The organism is Microbacterium sp. ProA8, assembly GCF_039905635.1.
GTDB classification, from domain to species: Bacteria; Actinomycetota; Actinomycetes; order Actinomycetales; family Microbacteriaceae; genus Microbacterium; species Microbacterium chionoecetis.
Map to the genome: position 1 here is coordinate 1,168,545 of NZ_CP157000.1, position 17,755 is coordinate 1,186,299.

The 17,755-nt window shown below is 70.5% G+C and carries 12 protein-coding genes; 6 read left to right on the forward strand and 6 right to left on the reverse strand.

Annotation, left to right across the window (positions count from 1 at the left end; genetic code table 11):
- The first annotated feature begins 17 nt into the window (after nucleotides 1–17).
- The 4 genes from ABG085_RS04885 (at nucleotide 18) to ABG085_RS04900 (ending at nucleotide 6,328) form a co-directional block, all read left to right on the forward strand.
- A complete protein-coding gene (locus tag ABG085_RS04885; RefSeq protein WP_347978305.1) occupies nucleotides 18–1,709 on the forward strand; it encodes an Ada metal-binding domain-containing protein in 1,692 nt (563 codons plus the stop codon).
- Complete coding sequence (locus ABG085_RS04890; RefSeq protein WP_347978306.1) at nucleotides 1,706–2,218, forward strand: methylated-DNA--[protein]-cysteine S-methyltransferase; 513 nt, start codon at nucleotides 1,706–1,708, stop codon at nucleotides 2,216–2,218. Before ABG085_RS04885 ends, ABG085_RS04890 begins: the two co-directional genes overlap by 4 nt.
- 460 nt (nucleotides 2,219–2,678) lie before the next feature.
- A complete protein-coding gene (locus ABG085_RS04895) occupies nucleotides 2,679–4,517 on the forward strand; it encodes an ABC transporter ATP-binding protein (protein ID WP_347978307.1) in 1,839 nt (612 codons plus the stop codon).
- Complete coding sequence (locus tag ABG085_RS04900) at nucleotides 4,514–6,328, forward strand: ABC transporter ATP-binding protein (RefSeq protein ID WP_347978308.1); 1,815 nt, start codon at nucleotides 4,514–4,516, stop codon at nucleotides 6,326–6,328. The genes ABG085_RS04895 and ABG085_RS04900 overlap by 4 nt, the downstream gene beginning before the upstream one ends.
- A 163-nt stretch (nucleotides 6,329–6,491) precedes the next feature.
- Here the strand turns inward: ABG085_RS04900 and ABG085_RS04905 are convergent, their stop codons facing one another.
- The 6 genes from ABG085_RS04905 to ABG085_RS04930 all read right to left on the reverse strand — a co-directional run bounded on the left by ABG085_RS04905 (nucleotide 6,492) and on the right by ABG085_RS04930 (nucleotide 14,300).
- Nucleotides 6,492–7,403, reverse strand: coding sequence for a BadF/BadG/BcrA/BcrD ATPase family protein (locus tag ABG085_RS04905; protein WP_347978309.1), 912 nt, complete (start codon nucleotides 7,401–7,403; stop codon nucleotides 6,492–6,494).
- Nucleotides 7,404–7,591: 188 nt separating this feature from the next.
- Nucleotides 7,592–8,530, reverse strand: a complete 939-nt coding sequence (locus ABG085_RS04910; protein WP_347979277.1) for a 1,4-beta-xylanase — start codon at nucleotides 8,528–8,530, stop codon at nucleotides 7,592–7,594.
- Between the two features lie 41 nt (nucleotides 8,531–8,571).
- Nucleotides 8,572–11,079, reverse strand: a complete 2,508-nt coding sequence (locus ABG085_RS04915) for a glycoside hydrolase family 2 protein (RefSeq protein ID WP_347978310.1) — start codon at nucleotides 11,077–11,079, stop codon at nucleotides 8,572–8,574.
- Complete coding sequence (locus tag ABG085_RS04920; protein ID WP_347978311.1) at nucleotides 11,076–11,978, reverse strand: carbohydrate ABC transporter permease; 903 nt, start codon at nucleotides 11,976–11,978, stop codon at nucleotides 11,076–11,078. Before ABG085_RS04920 ends, ABG085_RS04915 begins: the two co-directional genes overlap by 4 nt.
- Complete coding sequence (locus ABG085_RS04925; RefSeq protein WP_163617555.1) at nucleotides 11,975–12,967, reverse strand: sugar ABC transporter permease; 993 nt, start codon at nucleotides 12,965–12,967, stop codon at nucleotides 11,975–11,977. Before ABG085_RS04925 ends, ABG085_RS04920 begins: the two co-directional genes overlap by 4 nt.
- A gap of 19 nt (nucleotides 12,968–12,986) precedes the next feature.
- Nucleotides 12,987–14,300 (reverse strand): ABC transporter substrate-binding protein, encoded by a 1,314-nt coding sequence (locus tag ABG085_RS04930; protein WP_347978312.1) that lies wholly within the window; start codon nucleotides 14,298–14,300, stop codon nucleotides 12,987–12,989.
- 293 nt (nucleotides 14,301–14,593) lie between these two features.
- Here ABG085_RS04930 and ABG085_RS04935 point away from each other — a divergent pair, with 293 nt between their 5' ends.
- Both ABG085_RS04935 and ABG085_RS04940 read left to right on the forward strand, forming a co-directional pair.
- Complete coding sequence (locus ABG085_RS04935) at nucleotides 14,594–15,616, forward strand: LacI family DNA-binding transcriptional regulator (protein ID WP_347978313.1); 1,023 nt, start codon at nucleotides 14,594–14,596, stop codon at nucleotides 15,614–15,616.
- Nucleotides 15,613–17,748, forward strand: coding sequence for an alpha-galactosidase (locus ABG085_RS04940; RefSeq protein WP_347978314.1), 2,136 nt, complete (start codon nucleotides 15,613–15,615; stop codon nucleotides 17,746–17,748). The genes ABG085_RS04935 and ABG085_RS04940 overlap by 4 nt, the downstream gene beginning before the upstream one ends.
- Nucleotides 17,749–17,755 lie beyond the last annotated feature (7 nt).

Here is a 17,755-nt window from a genome sequence, read left to right on the forward strand (position 1 = left end):
CGTGTCAGGCTAGGGACATGAGCCTGACCATGACGGCCGACGCAGCGGGCGTGGCATCCATGTCATTCGATGAGCGCTACCGCGCGATCGACTCGCGTGACGTCCGCTTCGACGGGCAGTTCGTCACGGCGGTGCGCTCCACCGGGATCTACTGCCGCCCGAGCTGCCCCGCCCGCACCCCCAAGCCGTCGAACGTGACGTTCTACCCGACGAGCGCCGCCGCTCACGAGGCGGGTTACCGGGCCTGCAAGCGCTGCCTGCCCGAGGCCGCGCCGGGGTCACCGCAGTGGAACCTCCGCGGCGACACCGCCGGTCGCGCCATGCGGCTCATCGCCGACGGGGTCGTCGAGCGCGAGGGCGTCCCCGGCCTCGCTCGGCGGCTCGGATACTCGCCGCGGCACCTCACGCGACTGCTCACGACCGAACTCGGCGCCGGGCCCCTGGCGCTCAGCCGTGCGCACCGGGCGCAGACGGCCCGCATGCTGCTCGTCGGCACCGACCTGCCCGCCGCCGACGTCGCGTTCTCGTCGGGGTTCGCGAGCGTGCGTCAGTTCAACGACACCATCCGGGAAGTGTTCGGGATGCCGCCGCTCGAGCTGCGCGCGCGACGCCGGCCGGCGCGGCCCGGCGAGCGGCGCTCCGCCACCGCCGCACAGGCCGCGCCCGGGGTCACGATCGACCTCGCGCTCCCGCACCGGGGCGCGCTCGACGCCGCGGGACTGTTCGCGTGGATGGCGGCTCGCGCGGTGTCGGGTGCCGAGGCCGCGACCGCCTCGACCTTCGCCCGCACGCTGCGGCTGCCGCACGGGCCCGTGTGGTTCGAGCTCCGCCTCGACGATCTGGGCCGCGTGCGGCTGCGCGCCGCGCTGACGAACCTCGCCGACCTCTCGACCCTCGTCACCCGCGCGCGGCGACTGTTCGATCTCGATGCCGACCCCGACGCGGTGGACCAGTCGCTGTCGCGGCATCCCGCGCTCGCGCCGCTCATCGCCGCGCTGCCCGGCATCCGGGTTCCGGGCGCTGCCGATCCGCACGAGATGCTCATCCGCGCGATGGTCGGCCAGCAGATCACCGTCGTCGCCGCGCGCACCGCCCTCACGGCCCTGACCGCGGCGCTCGGGGAGGAGGTGCCCGTCTTCGCGAGGACGCTCCCGGCTGCCGGCGTGGCCGGCGCGAGTTCGACGAGCGCGGAGGCGCAGGCGGCGGGGGAGGCATCCACCCCCGTCCGCCTGTTCCCGACGATGGCGGCGATCGCGGAGCGCGGCCACGAGGTGCTGCGCGGTCCCGCCGCCCGCATCCGCGCGATCACGGGTGCCGCGGCCGCCCTCGCTGACGGCACGCTCACGCTCACCCCCGGCGACGACGGGGCCGAGCAGCGTGCCGCGCTCCTGGCGATGCCCGGCATCGGCCCGTGGACCGCGGACTACGTGCGCATGCGCGTGCTCGCCGATCCCGACGTCTTCCTTCCCGGCGACGTCGCCGTGCGCTCCGGGGCTGCCGCGATCGGCCTTCCTGCCGAGCCGCGCGCGCTCGATGTCTGGGCCGCCGGCACCGCGCCGTGGCGCAGCTACCTCACCGCGCACCTGTGGCGCGCCGTGCCACCCAGGGCACCCCACTCCCGCAAGAAGTCCGACCGATCCCTCAAGGCCGCCGGCTCATCCGAGAACAACACCGGCCCGTCCGACACCACCACCGGAGGCATGTCATGACCACCGCGACCATCCAGACCATCGACACCCCCGACGGGGCCTTCACGATCCTCTCCGACGACTCCGCGCGCGTGCTGGCCTCGGGCTGGACCGCAGACCCCGCCACGATCCTCGCCCGCCTCTCGGCGCGCGATCGTCCGTCGGTCGTCGAGAGCAGCGGACGGACGGATGCCGCCGCCGCCGTCCTCGCGTACTACGACGGCGAACTCGCCGCCATCGACGACGTCGCCGTGTCCCAGCGCGGCACCGCGATGCAGCTCGCCGGGTGGGGAGCGCTCCGCCGTATCGCTCCGGGTCGCCCGTTGACGTACAGCGAGTTCGCGGCTCTGCTCGGCTCTCCGAGCGCGGTGCGTGCCGCGGCATCCATCTGCGCCCGCAACGCCCCGGCGCTCTTCGTCCCCTGCCATCGCGTGCTGCGCACCGACGGCAGTCTCGGCGGGTTCGCGTGGGGACTGCCGGTGAAGCAGCGGCTGCTCGACCGTGAGGCGGGCGTGCCCGCGCTCGTCTGAGCCTCGGCGTCCCGGGCCGTCTGCCGACGGCCCGGGACACCGTGCGGGTGCGGCCCCGCGGGCTTCTTCCGGGGAGGCGGAAAGCGCTTGTTGCGCTCAGGGATTTCCCAGGTATAGGCTGGAGGGCTGGCGTGTCGTTTCGGCGATCGCCAGTCCCCGTCCCACGTTCAAGGAGGAAGCCATGTCTCAGGCCGTCGTCACCACGAAGCCGATTGTCTTCCTGCCTGTTCTCGGGACGCTGCGCGTCGCCCTCGAGGGATAGTCCCCGGGCCGACCTCCGCCGATCCGCCGCGTCCGCGGCGCCGCCGCTCGCCACACCGCGCGGCATAGGATCACGAGCTCCCGCGTTCTGGCACACAGGACGCCTCTCCGGCGACCCCGCACGCTGTCTGTGCGGTGCGCCGTCCCCCGCCGTTCCCGCGGCATCGAAGCACCCCCGCCACACCACTCGCCAAGGATCATGACTACGTCTTCCGCTGAGAGACTCTCCACTCCCCGCGCGCTCGCGCGCCTTCTTCCCTTCGCCAAACCCGTGCTGCCGCGATTGACGATGGGCGCCGTCAGTGCGCTCTTCGCCAGCCTGCTCGCGCTGGCCATCCCGCTCGTGCTCGAGCAGATCGTCCAGGGCCCCATCGCCTCGGGTGACGTCACCGCCATCTGGTGGGGGGCGGGAGCGATCCTGCTCCTCGGCCTCGCCGAAGCCGGCATGGTCTGGCTGCGCCGCTGGTTCGTGCTCGCGCCGGCGACGCTCGTCGAGTACGACCTGCGCCAGACCTTCTACTCGCGCCTGCAGCGCCTTCCCGTCGCCTTCCACGACCGCTGGCAGTCGGGTCAGCTGCTCAGCCGCATGATGCAGGACATCAGCATGCTGCGCCGCTGGCTGGCGTTCGGTCTCGTGCTGCTGGTGGTGAACGTCCTCACGATCGCCGTGGGAACGGCGCTGCTGTTCCGCTGGCACTGGCTGCTCGGCACCATCTTCCTCGTCACCTCCGCGCCGCTCTGGTACGCGGGCTACCGGTTCGAGAAGGCCTACGGCACGCTCGCACGGGAGTCCCAGGACCAGGCGGGCGACCTCGCCACGTCCGTCGAGGAGAGCGTCCACGGCATCCGCGTCCTCAAGGCGTTCGGCCGGGGCAAGCATGCGCTCCAGAACTTCACGCGCCAGGCCGAGACGCTGCGCGAGACCGAGCTGCGCAAGGCACGCGCGGTCGGCTGGATCTGGTTCTGGCTGGTGCTGCTTCCCGACATCGCCTTCGCGCTGTGCCTGGGTGCCGGGATCTACCTGACGGCGATCGGGCAGCTGCAGGGGGCGGAGCTCATCGCGTTCTTCGCGATGGCCACCGTGCTGCGCTGGCCGATGGAGTCGATCGGCTTCCTGTTCTCGTTCCTGCTGGACGCGCGAACCGCGACCGACCGCCTCTTCGAGGTGTTCGACGAGGAGAACACGATCGTCGACCCCGAAAACCCGGTCTCGATCGAGCGCCCGCAGGGCGAGCTCGCCTTCGAGGGCGCGCGCTTCCGCTACCAGGATGCGGCGTCCCACGAACGGGATCTGCTCGACGGCATCGACCTGGTGCTCCGTCCGGGCGAGACCATGGCGCTCGTGGGCCTGACCGGGTCGGGCAAGACGACGCTCACGACACTGCCGACGCGCCTCTACGACGTGACCGGCGGCCGGGTGACGCTCGACGGCGTCGACGTGCGCGACCTCACGCTGAAAGAGCTGCGCCGGCACATCGGCATGGCCTTCGAGGACGCGACGCTGTTCTCGCAGAGCGTGCGGGACAACGTGCTGCTCGGACGCGAGGACCTCGTCCCGCACAGCGACGAGGCCGAGCGCGTTCTGCGCGAGGCGCTCGGCGTCGCGCAGGCGGGGTTCGTCGACGATCTGCCCGACGGCGTCGACACGATCATCGGCGAGGAGGGGCTGTCCCTCTCCGGCGGTCAGCGTCAGCGGCTCGCGCTCGCGCGCGCCGTCGCGGCTCGTCCGGCGGTGCTCGTGCTCGACGACCCGCTGTCGGCGCTCGACGTCGACACCGAGGCCCTCGTCGAAGATGCCCTTCGCCAGGTCCTGTCTGAGACGACCGCGCTGGTGGTGGCTCACCGTCCCTCGACGGTGATGCTCGCCGATCGCGTGGCGCTGCTCGAGGCCGGGCGCGTGACGGCGGTCGGCACGCACTCCGAGTTGCTGCGCACCAGCAGCCACTACCGACACGTGATCTCGAGTCTCGAGGTCGAGGAAGCGCGCATGCAGGCAGCCCGACAAGCTCACGAACCGATGGGGGAGGTGACCCTGTGAGCACCACAGTGACCGGAACGAGCGGCGAAGACCGCTCCGACTACACCCGTGCCGAGAGCAAGGAGATCCGCCGGCGCTCGCTGCGCCTGCTGGGCTCGCTCATCACTCCGGTGCGCGGGCAGCTGATCCTCGCCGGCGTCGTGCTGGTGGTCTCGACGGCGCTCCGCGTCGCCGGTCCCTGGCTGATCGGCATCGGCATCAACAACGCCCTGCCCGCCGCGGTGGAGCGGATGGACTGGATGCCGACCATCCTCGTCGTGCTGGTCTACTTGGTGACAGCGATCGGCGGCGCGGCCCTCATCGGCTGGTATGTCGTGGTGGCCGCACGCCTCACGCAGGCGGTCATGCTCGACCTGCGCAAGCGCATCTTCCTGCACACGCAGCGGCTGAGCCTGGAGTTCCACGAGTCCTACACGTCGGGCCGCATCATCTCCCGTCAGACGAGCGACCTCGACACGATCCGCGAGCTGCTCGACGGCGGCCTGAACGAGCTCGTCTCGGGCATCCTGTACGGCGCGTTCACGCTGGCGGCGCTGTACATCGTGGACTGGCAGTCCGGCGTGATCCTGACCGTGATGGGCATTCCGCTGTACCTGCTGATGCGCTGGTTCTACTCGCGCTCGCAGCTGGTGTACCGCGAGTCGCGCGTCATCAGCGCCAAGGTGATCGTCAAGTTCGTCGAGACGATGACGGGCGTCCGCGCCGTGAAGGCCTTCCGCAAGGAGGATCGCAACGACGAAGAGTTCGGCGCCGTGGCGATGGACTACCGCGACGTCAACATGCGCTCGATCCGCCTGTTCGGCACCTTCGAGCCGGGGCTCATGGCCGTGGCATCGGTGACGCTCGCGGTCGTGATCGCATGGGGCGGCATCCGTGTCGTCGACGGGGCGATGGAGATCGGCTTCCTGCTGTCCGCCGTGCTCTACGTGCGGAACTTCTTCTCGCCGCTGCAGGAGGTCGCGTTCTTCCTGAACTCGTACCAGTCGGCGACGGCGGCGCTCGAGAAGGTGTCGGGCGTGCTGGAGGAGGAGCCCACGGTTCCCGACCCGAAGCACCCGGTCGACCTCTGGACGGCGAAGGGCCACCTCGAGTTCCGTGATGTGGAGTTCGGCTACGGCAACGGGCGCACCATCCTGCCCGACTTCTCGCTCGACATCCCCGCCGGGCAGACGATCGCACTCGTCGGCACGACGGGAGCCGGCAAGTCGACGCTCGCCAAGCTCGTGTCGCGGTTCTACGACCCGACGAGGGGCACGGTGACTCTCGACGACGTCGACCTGCGCTCGCTGCACCCGAAGGACCTCCGCCGTGCGATCGTCATGGTCACGCAGGAGGCCTACCTGTTCAGCGGCACGGTCGCCGACAACATCGCACTCGGCAAGCCCGACGCGACGCTCGACGAGATCAGGGCCGCCGCGAAGGCGGTGGGGGCGGATGCCTTCATCGAGGCCCTTCCCGACGGCTACGACACCGACGTGAACAAGCGCGGCGGCCGCGTGTCGGCGGGGCAGCGTCAGCTGATCTCGTTCGCGCGCGCCTTCCTCGCGAACCCGGCGGTGCTCATCCTCGATGAGGCGACGGCGTCGCTCGACATGCCGTCCGAGCGACAGATCCAGGATGCCCTGCAGACGCTGCTCGCCGACCGCACCGCGATCATCATCGCGCACCGTCTGTCGACGGTCGCGATCGCCGATCGCGTGCTCGTCATGGAGCACGGCCGCATCATCGAGGACGACGCCCCGGAGGCGCTGATCGCCGGCGCCGGCAAGTTCGCCCAGCTCCACAGTGCCTGGAGAGAGTCGCTGGTCTGACCCTCGAGTCCTCGCCCGGGAGGCGTTCGGCGGGCTCCGGCCAGCGACCCCGGGCCTGGAGGGAGTCGCTGGTCTGACCGGCCTCACTCCTCGCAAAGACCCGGATGCCCCGGCCCACCTGTCCACACAGGGCCGGGGCATCCGTCTTCGTCGTGGGCGGGCGTCAGACCTGCGCGACCGAGACGGCGTGGGCGAGCGGATGCCCCGCCTCGAGGCCCGCGAGGGCGACGGCGCCGTCGATGCCGAGGCCGCGGGGCTCGACGAGCGTGACGTCGAGTTCGCTCGCCCGGATGTGCGAGGCGAACGCCTCGTGCAGCTGCGGGGAGCGGAACACGCCGCCGATGGCGCACGCCGCGAAGTGCTCGTCAGGATCGTCGGAACGCACCCGCCGCAGCGCCGTCTCGACGCTGTGGGCGAGCTCTCCGCCGGCGCGCACGGTGATGTGCTGCGACACGGCGTCGCCGTCGGAGGCCAGCCGGGCGACCTGCTCGGCGAACGAGGCGACGACGCTCACGCGGTCGTCGGCGGACTGCAGGTGGATGTACGCCTGCCCGAGGTCGGGCCACCGCTCCTCGGCGACGGCGCGCAGCCGCGTCGCGGGACCGCGCCCGTCGAACTCGCGCATCACGGCGTCGAGCGCTTCGCGCCCGATCCAGTAGCCGCTGCCGGCGTCGCCCATGAGGTAGCCCCACCCGTCGACGCGGGCCACGCGCTCCGCGCCGACGGCGAGCGTCACGACGCCGGTGCCCGCGGCCACGACCGCGCCGCGGGTGTCGCCGAGAGCGCCGAGGAACGACGTCGTCGAGTCGTGCGCGAGGATGACCTCGCGCACCGTGGGATCGCCGATGCGGGCGAGGAACTCGGCGGCATCCGCCTCCTGGGTGGTGAGCCCTGACACCCCGGCGCTCACGACCGACACCTCGGCGCCCGTCCGCTCGATCGCGGCGTGCGCGACCGCCGTGAGCTGGGGCAGCAGCGGCTCGTGGGTGCGGATGCCGGGAAAGACCATGTCATGGCCCCGGAGGCGCACCTTGATGCCGGTCTGCCCGGCATCGATCGCCAGTACTGTGCTCATGCGGCTGTCGCCCCTTCTTCCCGCAGAGTCGGTCGTGCCCGTGCCGGCGCCGGCGCCCGACGCCGTGCCCTCGACGGAGCCGTCCCCGTCGTGCCGGCCGTCGCCGGCCGGCGTGGCCGGTGTCCCGTCCCAGGATGATGCTCCACCTGTCGGGGCCTCCGCGGATACCCCTGTCGCCGTGTGCTCGGTCATGGCAGCTGCGGCATCCTCGCCTGGCCCGCGCGCCGGCGGTACGCCTCGCGGAGGAACTCCCCGGCCGGCTTGCCGTACGGGCAGTAGTCGTCGTTGCCCGCCGCCGTCTCGGCGGCGTACAGCCGGGGCGGCCAGTCCCACAGCATGAAGCCGCGCACCCAGGGGCGTCCGTCGCACGCCGCGAACATCGCCTCGTAGTAGCGGAGCTGCTCGTCGCCCGAAGGGGCGCCCGGCAGCGACCAGTCGTTGGGGCGGTCGGGCGAGCCCTCGCGCGAGGGGCATCCGGCCTCCATGAAGAAGAACGGCTTGCCCGTCGCGGCCACGGCCCGCTCGATCCGGTCGAGCTCGGCATCCCAGCGGTCGATCGGGTAGTAGCCGCTGGACGTGACGACGTCCACGGCGTCCCACCAGCCCAGGCGGTCTTCCTGGTACTTGTCGCAGTTGTACGTCACGACGCCGGAGTAGACGGTGCGTACCGCGGCGACGAGCTCGCGCCACTCCGCCTCGCGGGCATCGGCGCGCACCATCTCGCAGCCGATGCAGAGCATCTCGCAGCCCTCGGCCTCGGCGATGCCGGCCGCGTGCAGGATGAACTCGCGGTACGAGGCGAACCACTCGCCCCACGTCGGCTCGCCCGGCACATCCCGGTCGAAGAACCCGATATGGGCGCGCCACGTTCCGTCGGCCACGTTCACCACGGGCTTCAGGCACACCTTCAGCCCGAGGGCCCGCGCTTCGCGGATCGCCCACACGATCTCGTCGTCGGTGACCGTCGGCTCCTCGCGGAACCGCACCTCGGTCGACTGCGCGGTCTCCTGCAGGGCCGAGTACGCGATCGCCGTCCAGTTCACGCCGTGGTCGGCCATCTCACGGAGGGACTCGGATGCCTCGGCCGTCGCCCACGTGCCGCGCACGCCCGTCCAACCCCAGGTCATCCCGGCCACGTACGGCTCGAGCGCCTGGGTGGGCTCGGCGGTCACGAGGCGACCAGTTCGTTGGCGGTCCGCAGGACCCGCGGATCCGAGAGCGCGGATGCCGCGAGCGGGTCGCCGTCGTGGCGTACGAGCAGCGTCGTGCTCTCGCCGGGCAGCAGGGTCACGAGCGCGTCGGACGCGACGGCGCCGGGGTCGACCTTGTCGACGAGCAGGGTGAGGTCCCGCACCAAGGAGCTCGCGGTGAGCGAGACGAGCGTGCCGTCCGCGGCCGGCTCCGTGCGGACCTCCACCTGCGCCGCGCCGAGCGCCGAGTCGCGCGGCTCCGCGAAGAACCAGTGGCCACGCAGCTCGCCGACGCCGGCGACGACGAGCTCGCTCGCCGCGTCGCCCGCCGCGGCGACCTCGGCGGGCAGGGGCACGGTGATCGTCTCCCGGGGCGCAAGCGTGATCGTCGAGGTGAACCGCGCGAGCTCGTCGCCCGAGAAGCCGACGCGGCGTGCCACGACCTCGCCGTCCCACGTGTCGGCGGTGTCGTTCACGAGCACGGCGGCGAGTCCGCCGTCGCGGGGCTGCACGGTCACGACCCGGGGTGCGAATGCGTTCTTCAGCGCGTAGTACAGCGGCTTCGGGCGCTCGTCGCCGTCGATCGCCGCCCATGAGGTGACCGGCCAGCAGTCGTTGAGCTGCCAGACGATGGCGCCCTGCGTGTGCGGCGCCCACGAGCGGAAGTGCTCGAGCGCGGTGCGCACGGCCAGCGCCTGGTTGAGCTGCATGGCCCAGTGCCAGTCCTCCATGGCCTCCGGCATCCGGAAATGCGGGATCAGCCCGTTCGTGAGCTTGGTGTTGCCCTCCATCGCCTTCTGGTGCACGATCATGCCGGGCGATTCGGGCGTGAGCGGGGCGTCCGAGACGGAGCGGACGAGCGTGCTCCACGCGGGCGGTCCCTGCCAGCCGAACTCGGCGACGAACCGCGGCCGGTGATCGCGGTAAGTGGGCCAGTCGAGCCGGTTCCACTGCTCCCACAGGTGCATCGAGCCGTGCTGCTCGTCGTTGGGATGGGGGCCCGTCTGAGCCTCGCCGTCCCAGCCGGCACCGGGGCTGAACGGGCTTCCGGGGGCATACGGCACGTGCGGGGCGAGCTCGGCCACGAGGGCCGGGAACAGCTCGTAGTAGTAGTGCGCGCCCCACGTCTTGCCGTCCAGGCGCAGCTTCCACCCCCAGTCCTCGTAGCCCCAGAGGTTCTCGTTGTTGCCGGTGAGCAGCACCAGCGAGGCGTGGTGACCGAGCCGCACGATGTTCTCGCGCGCCTCGGCCTCGATCTCGGAGCGCAGCGGCTCCTCCTCGGCATACGCGGCGCACGCGAACAGGAAGTCCTGCCACACGAGCAGGCCCATCTCGTCGGCGAGCTCGTAGAAGTCGTCGGACTCGTACAGTCCGCCGCCCCAGACGCGGATGAGGTTGAGGTTCGCGTCGAGCGCCTGCTCGAACCGGCGGCGCAGGCGGTCGCGCGTCACCCGCACGGTCAGGGCGTCGTCGGGGATCCAGTTGACCCCCTTCACGAAGATCGGCTGGTCGTTGACGACGAGCGTGAACGGCGTGCCGGCGTCGTCGGGCGTCGTGTCCCAGCGCACATCGCGGACGCCGACGACGCGGTGCGCGGCATCCAGCGGATCCGGGCCGTCGCCACCCTGCAGACGCACGTCGACGACGTAGAGCGGCTGCTCGCCGTAGCCCGCCGGCCACCAGCGCTCCGCGGAGGCGAGCTCGAGTCGGACCGTAGCCCGGTCGCCGGCGAGCTCGACGGTGGCCCCCTGCAGCTCCTTCTCGCTCACACCGGGCCCGTTCACCGTCGCGTGGACGGAGAGGGGAACGGATGCCGCACCCGGTGCCCGCTCGACCTCCACCTCGACGGTGATCGTGCCGCCGTCGCCCGCCGGCGTCGCGACCACACGCGTCTGCGCCAGGCGGGCCACCGACCAGGACTCCAGTCCGACCGGCTTGACGATGCCGCTGGTGTAGGTCGCGATGCCCCAGTCCCACCCGAAGCTGCATGCCGACTTGCGGATGGCGTCGTAGGGGAGGGGGTACGGACGCTGGCGTGCGCCCAGTGCGACGCTCTGCTCGTTGGCGTACTTGACGGGGGAGCGGAACCGCACCACGAGCTCGTTCTCGCCGGCGACGAGCGCGTCACGCACATCGAGCCGGTACGAACGGTGCTGGTTCGCGGTCGAACCGACCTCCCGACCGTTGAGCAGGATCGTCGTCACGGTGTCCAGGCCCTCGAACACCAGGTCTGTGCGGTCGGCGTCGTCCGGTGCCCACGTGAAGGATGTCGCGTAGGTCCAGTCGACCAGCCCGATCCACGCCAGCGCCGACTCATTGTCGTCGAGGAACGGGTCGGGGATCAGGCCGGCGGCGAGCAGGTCGGTGTGCACGCAGCCGGGGACGACGGCATCCACCGGCGCATCGAAGCCGTCCGGCGCGGGTCCGGCGGCGGCCCGGAGGGTCCAGCCCGAGTCGAGGGGGCGGAACGAGAGAGCAGTGGTCACTTGACGGCTCCTGAGGTGAGGCCCTTGTAGATCCAGCGCTGCAGCAGCAGGAAGGCGATGAGGGTCGGGATGATGACGAGGACGGTGCCGGCCGAGATGACCTCCCACTGCGCGCCGAACGGTCCCTTGAACCGGAACAGCGACGTCGAGATGAGCCCTTCGGACGGCAGATAGAGGAACGGGGCGTAGAACTCGTTGTACACCGCGATGCCCTTGATGATGACGACCGTCGCGATCGCGGGTCGCAGCAGCGGCAGCACGATGCGCCAGTAGATCGTCCAGCGGTTCGCGCCGTCGATCATCGCCGCTTCATCGAGCGAGACCGGGATCGACTGCATGAACTGGATGAACAGGTAGATCGCGATGATGTCCGTGCCCATGAACAGCAGGATCAGCGCGGCCTTGGTGTCGTAGAGGCCGAGCCCGTTGATGAGCTGGAAGGTCGCGACCTGGCTCGTGACGCTCGGGATGAGCGTCGCGACGAGGAACAGGGCGAACACGAGCTTCTTGCCCCGGAACGCGAACCGGTCGAGCGCGTAGGCGGCCATCGTGCCGATGAAGATCGTGCCGGCGAGCGACACGACGAGCACGATGGACGTGTTGACGAAGCCCTCGAGCATCTTGCCGCTCGTGAACGCGGTCACGAAGTTGTCGAAGTTGAGCCAGTTCTCGGGCGGGTCGAACGGCCCGGTCTGCGCGTACTCGGGCGCGGTCTTCAGGCTCGCGAACAGGAGCACCGACAGCGGGAGCAGGGTGAGGATCGACGCGATGATCAGGCTGAGGTACTTCGCGGTCGTCGCGCTGACGCCTCGGAGGCGCTCGCGCGCGGTCCGGCCCCGGATGGTGCGAGGCGGGCTCGTGCGCAACGGCATCGTCTGCAGCGGTTCGGTGGTGGTCATGTCAGGTCGACCTTCTCGTCGGGGAACACCTTGCGCTGGATCCACGTGATCACCAGCACGATCGCCAGCAGCACCACGGCCATCGCGGATGCGAGACCCACTTGCCGGAAGGTGAACGCGGTCTGCAGCGTCTGGATGACGAACGTGGCGGATCCGTTGGCGCCGCCGGTCATGATGAACGGGATCTCGAAGACGCTGAGGCTGCCGGCGATCGCCAGGATGAACGACAGGCCCACCACGCGGCGGATGCCCGGGAAGATGATCGCCCAGAACTGCTGCCAGCGGCTCGCGCCGTCGAGGTCCGCCGCTTCGTAGAGCTCGTGCGGGATGGACTGGATCGCGCCCAGGAAGAGCACGAAGTTCATACCGGTGTAGCGCCACACCGAGGTGCCGGCCAGCGACCAGTTGACGACGTCGGGATTGCCGAGCCACTGCGGGGGATCCGCGACGCCGAACCAGCTCAGCACCGTGTCGAGCGTGCCGCCGGGCTGGAAGAGGTAGAGGAACACGAACCCGATCGCGACCCCGTTGATGAGGTACGGGAAGAACAGGATGCCGCGGAACAGGTTCGAGAAGCGCGTCGAGAAGCTGAGCAGCGTGGCGAAGTACAGCGCGATCGCCATCTGCGCGAACGACGCGAAGAAGTAGTAGAGGCTGACGCCGAACACCGAGAAGATCCGCGGGTCGGTGAAGACCTGCACGTAGTTGTCGAGCCCGACGAAGTTCTTCTCGAGGTCGATGCCGTCCCAGTCGGTGACGCTGAAATAGAACAGGTTCAGCGCCGGCCAGTAGGTGAACAGCAGCAGCAGTCCCACTGCCGCGGCCAGGAAGAACCAGGGGGTGAGGTGCTGCAGGACGTTGCGTCCTGCGGAGCCGCCCCGCCGGCGGTCGGTCCGGCGGGACGACCCGCCGAACCGACGCGCCCGCGCGGGGGCCGAGAGGACGGCAGGGGCATCCGCCGGTGCCGCACCCGGAGTTGCGATGGCCATGTCTCTGCCGTCCTCCCGGTCAGCCTGCGAGCTTCTCGACCGAGGCGCCCCAGCGCTCGTTCAGCTCGGCGAAGTAGCTCTCCTTGTCGCCGTCGGCGGCGCCGCGGGCGATGTCGACGAGCTTCTGGCGGTAGATCGGACCGTACAGGTCGACCTGCGAGTCATCGGCGACGTTGTTGATGAGGCCTTCCTTGCCCGCCGGGGCGGGGTTGATCTCCATCAGCTCGACGCCCGCCTCTTCGAAGCCCTGCAGGTTCTCGGGAAGCGGCTTGTCGAGCACCGGCGAGATCATGCCCTGCGCCTCGGTGTAGCCCGAGTCCTCGACGACCCACTGGATCCACGCCCACGCGGCGGCCTTGGCCTTGGAGTGCTTGCTCACGGCCAGGTTGTAGTCGCCGCCGATGACAGCGAGCTGCGTGCCGTCCACGTTCGCCGGGAACGCCATGTAGCCGATGTCGTCCGCCGATCCGCCGTTCTCCTCGGCGGCGGCCTGCATCTGAGAGATCGCCCACGAACCGAGCGGCATGGTGGCGATCTTTCCGGTGCCGAGGTCGACCTTCGACTGCTCCCAGTTCGTGGTGAGCGGGTCGTCCTCGGTCAGGCCGGCCGCCACGGTGTCGTACAGCAGGCCGTCGATCGCGTAGACGTCCGTGCCCTCGGTCCAGGGGGCGGGGTCCTCCGCCATCGTGATCGGCGCGTCGGGGTCGTCGGTGATGGCGCCCAGGTTGCCGAAGCTCTGCGTGAGCGGCCAGCCGTCCTTGTAGTTGGTGTACATCGGGATGGCGTCGGTGTTGTCCTTGACCTTCTGCAGCGCGTCCAGCCACTCGTCGTGGCTCGTGGGAAGCTCGGTGACACCCGCCTCCTCGAAGATCTTCTTGTTGTAGACGACGCCGTTGGCGTTGCCGCCCCAGGCGATGCCGTACTGTGTGCCGTCGTAGCTCGCGGCCGGAAGGAAGCGGTACGTGTCCTCGAAGTCGGTCGTCTCGCCGAGCGGCTCGAGGAACTGCTCGTACTGGTCGGGCTTGATGGCCGGGATGCCGATGACGTCGCCGTAGTTCGTCGTGCTCATGCGGGTGAGCATCTCGCCCGCGTAGTCGGTGATGCCCTCGAACGTGACCTTGACGTCGGGGTACTCCTTGTTGAACTCCTCGGCGTACTTCTCGAACGTGCCGTCCTCGACCAGGTCGGTGCGCCAGGTGACGACCTTGATGTCGCCCTTGACCTCTCCGTCGATCGTGTTGTCCGCGTCGCTCGCGCCGCCGCCGGCGCAGCCGCTGATCGCGACCGCGGCCGTGGCCAGCAGCGCGATGCCCGCGAATGCCTTCTTCGCCATGTGATGTCTCCTTGTCAGGTTCGCCCTTGAACTGCCGGTGCGCGTCGTCGCACCGTTGCGTGGTTCGTCGCGCCGTCAGATTAGACACACTCGAAACGGTTCCGCAAGCGTTCGATGTCAGCGCTGTCTTGTCGTGTCCGATCCGAACAGGCGAACTGTAAAATGCCCTTTACCAGGCATAAATCCCGGGCAAGGAATCTCCAGCGTCGGCCAATGTCCGTGGAATGTCCCACGTGGACATTGCGGGCGATCCAGTGCTACCGTGAACCGGCACGGCAAGGAGGCCCAGACCGATGACGGTTCAGCAGCGCGCGACACTCGAAGACGTCGCCCGGCTCGCGGGAGTGAGCTCGAAGACGGTGTCCCGCGTCTTCACGCACCGCGACCTCGTCGCGCCCGACACCGTCGACCGCGTGCTCGCGGCGGCCAAGCGGCTGCGCTTCCGTCCCAACCCGCTCGCGCGCAACCTGCGCCGCGGGGGACCGACGAACACGATCGGCTTCATCATGGGCGAGCTGAGCAACCCGTTCTACTACAAGCTCGCCGCCGGCATCGAGCGCGAGCTGGCGGCGAGCGGGTACTCGCTCGTCGTCGCCACCACCGACGACACGGCGGAGGGCGAGGAGCGGGTCGCTGACGCGCTGCTCAGCCAGCGCCTGGGCGCGCTCCTGCTGATCCCCGTGGCCGACGACCAGTCCTATCTCGAGGGCGAGCGGCACCTCGGCACGCCGATCATCGCGATCGACCGTCCGGCACGCAACCTCGTCGCCGACTCGATCGTCCTCGAGAACCACAAAGGCGTCTTCGAGGCGACGACGCGCCTGCTCGAGCGGGGCCATCGCCGTATCGGCTACATCTGCAATCCGGCATCCGTCTACACGCAGACCGAGCGTCTGCGCGGCTATCGGGATGCGCTCGCCGCGTACGGCATCTCCGACTCGTCGAGGTGGGAGCGCCTGGCCGACGATCTCGCCACGCCTGCCGACGGCTTCATCGACGACCTGCTCGACCGGGACGACGCGCCGACGGCGATCATCACCGGCAACAACCGGGTGACGGTGGCTGCACTGCGAGTGCTGCGCGATCGGCACGACGCCGAGACGGCGCTGATCGGCTTCGACGACTTCGACACCGCCGATGTGCTCGGCGTGACCGTCATCAGCTACGACCCGCTGGCGCTCGGCCGCGCCGCTGCGACGCTCGCCATCGAGCGCATGCAGGACCCGGCCGGCTTCACGCGCCAGCTCGAGATGCCGACGTGGCTGGTGCCGCGCGGCACCGGCGAACGACCCCCCGCTGAGAGGACCACCGCATGACTTCCGGCTTCATCCGTCTCGAGAACGAGGGCGTCGGCGTGATCGTCGACGCCCGCGGCGCGGGTCTGCCGCGCGTGCTGCACTGGGGCGCGCCGGTCGGGCGGATCACGGATGCCGATGCCGAGGCGCTCGCCCACGCGCTGAGCCGGCAGAGCTCGCCGGGCAGCCTGGATGCCGCGTGGCAGCTGTCGCTCTCACCGCAGGAGGGCGACGGGTGGAGCGGCCGCCCGGGCATGCAGCTGCGCCGTGACGGCGTGCTGTATCACGCGCGCTGGAGGGTCGACGGGATCGAATCCTCCGACGCCGCGCTGACGGTTCAGGCCTGGGATGCGGCATCCGGTCTGCGGCTGTCGATCACGATCGGCATCGAAGCGGGCGGAGTCGTGTGGGTGGAGCACGCGCTGGCGCACGAGGGCGGAGCCGAGGCGGCGGCCATCGACGTCGATTGGCTCGAGGCGACGCTGCCGGTGCCGTCCACGACCGACACGCTGCTGACCTTCGACGGCCGCTGGACGCGCGAGAAGCGCCCCGTCGCGACCCCGATGCCCGCCGGCGCCACGGTGCGGCAGTCACGGCGCGGTCGGCCCGGACACGACAGCCCCGTCGCCGCGATCGCCGCGATCGGGGCGCCGCGCTGGCAGGACGGCGCTTTGTGGGGTGTGCACCTCGCATGGTCGAGCGATCTCACGACCCGCGTCGACCGCGTCACCGACGCGGTGACCCTGATCGGTGCCGGCGAGCTGCTGCGTCCCGGCGAGATCCGGCTCGCTCCGGGCGACGAGTACCGCACGCCGCGAGCGGCGTTCGTGCACAGCACCGCCGGGCTCGACGGTTTCTCGCACCGCGTGCACACATGGCTGCGGGCTCGGCCGCAGCATCCGTCATCGCCCCGGCCCCTCGTGCTCAACACGTGGGAGGCCGTGTACTTCGACCACGATCCCGCCCGTCTCGCCGCGCTCGCCGACCGCGCGGCCGAGGTGGGGATCGAGCGGTTCGTGCTCGACGACGGCTGGTTCCAGGGCCGCCGCGACGACTCGACCAGCCTCGGCGACTGGACCGTCGACCGGTCGGTCTGGCCGGACGGCCTGCGCCCGCTCGCCGAGCGCGTGCACGGGCACGGCATGCAGTTCGGCCTGTGGTTCGAGCCCGAGATGATCAGCCTCGACTCGGACGTCGCCCGCGCGCACCCCGACTGGCTGCTGCACGACCCCGGCCACTTCGATCACGACGAGGACATCTCGTGGCGGGGGCAGTACGTCATGGATCTGGCGAACCCGGATGCCTACGCCCACGTCTTCGGCCAGATCGACGCGCTCGTGACCGAGCTCGGCATCGACTTCATCAAGTGGGACCACAACCGCGACCTCGTCGAGAGCGTCCACGCCGGACGCCCCGGCGGGCACGCGCAGATGACGGCGGTGTACGCGCTGCTGGCCGAGCTGAAGGCGGCGCACCCGGCGCTCGAGATCGAGTCGTGCTCGAGCGGCGGCGCGCGCACCGACCTCGGGATCCTCGACGTCACCGACCGCGTGTGGGCGAGCGATTCCAACGACCCGGTGGAGCGGCAGGACATCCAGCGGTGGACCGGCCTGCTGCTGCCGCCCGAACTCGTCGGAGCCCACGTCGGCCCGACGACCTCGCACTCGTCGGGCCGCACCACGGCGCTGTCGTACCGCATGGCCACGAGCCTCATGGGCTCCGCGGGCTTCGAGTGGGACATCCTGTCGTGCGACGAGGCGGAGACCGAGGCGATCGCGCGCTTCGCGGCGCTCTACAAAGAGCTGCGGCCAGTCGTGCACGGCGGACGGGTGATGCACCCGGAACTGCGGGATCCGGCCTGGCGCGCGACGGCATTCGTCGGCGCGACGGCGGCCGTCGTGGTCGTAGCGACGGTGGCCAGTCTCGAGGACGCCCGAGCCGAGCGCCTGCGGCTGCCCGGCCTCGACCCGGACCGCCGCTATCGCGTGCGCGTGCGGCGGGAGATCGGCACGGCCGAGTACGGGTGGATCGCGCCCGAGTGGTTCACGGCCGGCGCGATCGAGCTGCCGGGCGCGCTCCTCGCCGAGGTGGGCCTGCAGCTGCCGACGCTCTGGCCCGTGCAGGCCTTCGTCCTCCACCTCGAGGCCGTCTGACGCAGCG